At 69.5% G+C, this 2,257-nt stretch carries 3 protein-coding genes; 1 reads left to right on the plus strand and 2 read right to left on the minus strand.

Annotated elements, in window-relative coordinates; genetic code table 11:
* On the minus strand, positions 1-991 hold a 991-nt coding region (gene coxB / locus ACFE7D_RS14360; RefSeq protein WP_375396090.1), incomplete at its 3' end, for a cytochrome c oxidase subunit II.
* 120 nt (positions 992-1,111) lie between these two features.
* Positions 1,112-1,930 carry a crotonase/enoyl-CoA hydratase family protein gene (locus ACFE7D_RS14365; protein ID WP_375396091.1) on the minus strand — a complete coding sequence of 273 codons (819 nt, stop codon included), beginning with the start codon at positions 1,928-1,930 and terminating at the stop codon, positions 1,112-1,114.
* A gap of 31 nt (positions 1,931-1,961) precedes the next feature.
* Between ACFE7D_RS14365 and ACFE7D_RS14370 the strand changes: the two genes are divergently transcribed.
* On the plus strand, positions 1,962-2,257 hold a 296-nt coding region (locus ACFE7D_RS14370; protein WP_375396092.1), incomplete at its 3' end, for a (2Fe-2S)-binding protein.

Raw genomic sequence — 2,257 nt, forward strand, 5'->3', positions numbered from 1 at the left:
TCGGGGCCGGCGCGACGGGCGCGGCGGGAGCGGTCTCGGTCGGGATCGCGGGGGTGACAGCGGTCGCCGCTTCGGCGGGAGCGTTTGCAGCGGCAGGCGTGGCACCCGGAGCGGCGATGCCGTTTTCCTTCTGCTTCGCCGCGACCCACTGCGCGAACCGCTCCTTCGACACGACCTCAACCGCGATCGGCATGAAGGCGTGCTTGGTGCCGCAGAGCTGGAAGCACTGGCCGTAATAGACGCCGGGCCGGTCGACCTTGAACCACGTCTCGTTGATCCGCCCGGGGACGGCGTCCATCTGCACCCAGAACGACGGCATCGCCCAGGCGTGGATGACGTCGGCGGCGGTGGTCAGGACGCGAACCGTGGTGCCGACGGGGACGACGACGCGATTGTCGACGCCGAGCTTGGCCGGGTCGCCCTTCTTGATCGCGTCGGCGTCCGACAGGATGATCGAGTCGAAGCTGAAGCCGCCCTGGTCGGGATATTCATACTCCCAATACCACTGGTGGCCGGTCGCCTTGATCGTCAGCCCGGCCTTCGGCGGCGAATATTGGTTGGCGAGGAGGCGGAACGACGGCACCGCGATCCAGACGAGGATCAGCACCGGCACGACCGTCCAGATCACCTCGACGACGGTGTTGTGCGACGTCCGCGACGCGACCGGATTGCGCGCGGCGCGGAAGCGGAACAGCGTGTAACCGAGCAGCGCGAAGACGACGACACAGACCGCGAGCATCAGCGGATCGAGGATCGTCGTCGCCATGTGGCGCGCTTCGACCGCGATCGGCGTCATCGCTTCCTGCAGGTTCCAGCCGGTACCGGGCTGGCCGATCCCGGGGGTGCCCAGCACCGGCGCAACGGCGGCGGCGGCGGGCATCGCGGTCGTGGTGACGGGAACGACCGGCGCGGCGGCCACGGCCTCCTGTGCACGGGCAAAGGCCGGGACCAGCCCGGTCATCGCCAACAGCAGTTTAACGGTCGCGCGCATCGGGCACCTTCGAGAACTTGTCGGACGGCGCCGGGTGCGAAGACCTCGGACGCGTTGCGAGGCTCTATATGCCTCGGGGTCCACAGCAGCAAGCGCGCAACTGCCGCACTGCGGCATGACTCATGCGACAAGGTCGGCGAACACCGGGGCGGTCCGCGCCTGCTGGGCGCGCATCGCTTCGCGCAGGTCGCCGCCCTGGAGCATCCCGGCGTTCCACGTCGCGACGTAATCGAGCCCCTGCGCGATCGTCGCGTCGCGGCCGTGGTTGAGGACCGCCTTGATCCCGGTGATCGCCAGCGGCGACTTGGCGGCGATCTCGGTCGCGAGCGCATGCGCCGATGCCAGCGCGGCGGCATGGTCGGGCTCGACCCGGTTGACGAAGCCCCAGTGCTTCGCCTCCGCCGCGCCGAACCGCCGTCCGGTATAGGCGAGCTCGCGGATCAGCCCCTGCGGGAGCAAATGGGGGATGCGCTGGAGCGTGCCGACATCGGCGACGATGGCGAGGTTGATCTCCTGCACCGTAAAAAAGCAGTCGGCCGTCCCGACGCGGAGGTCGCACGCGGTGACGAAGTCGACCCCGCCGCCGATGCACCCGCCCTGGATGCAGGCGATCACCGGCACCCGCGCGCGATCGACGACGCTGAACGTCTCCTGCAACATATGGACGTGGCGGCGGAACGCCTCGCGGGCGCGGCCGGCATCGACGTCGGAGCCGAGCAGCGACTGGCCCGCCCAGCCGAGGTCGAGCCCGGCGGTGAAGTGCTTGCCCGTCGAGGCGACGACGACCGCGCGCACGCTGGGGTCGGCGTCGATCGCGGCGAACGCGGTCGGTACGTCGCGCCAGAACGCCTCGGTCATCGTGTTGAGCTGCGCGCCGCGCGTCAGCGTCACGGTGGCGATGCCGGCGTCGACCGCCAGCGTCAAAGTCTCCAGTTCCACCGGCGCTCTCCCCAGAGTATATCGTCAGACGATGACCAAGTTCACCGTCAACGGCAACCCCGTCCACTATCTGCTCGCGCCCGAGACGCCGCTGCTGTGGGCGCTGCGCGATGCGTCGAACCTGACCGGCACCAAGTTCGGCTGCGGCGCGGGACTGTGCGGGGCGTGCACCGTCCATATCGATGGGGTCGCCAAGCGGTCGTGCCAGACGGCGATCGGCGAGATCGAGGGCAGCTTCGTCACGACGATCGAGGGCCTGTCGGCCGACCGCAGCCATGTCGTCCAGGCGGCGTGGATCGCAGGGCAGGTGCCGCAGTGCGGTTACTG

This window comes from uncultured Sphingomonas sp., from assembly GCF_964244235.1.
Classification (GTDB): domain Bacteria; phylum Pseudomonadota; class Alphaproteobacteria; order Sphingomonadales; family Sphingomonadaceae; genus Sphingomonas.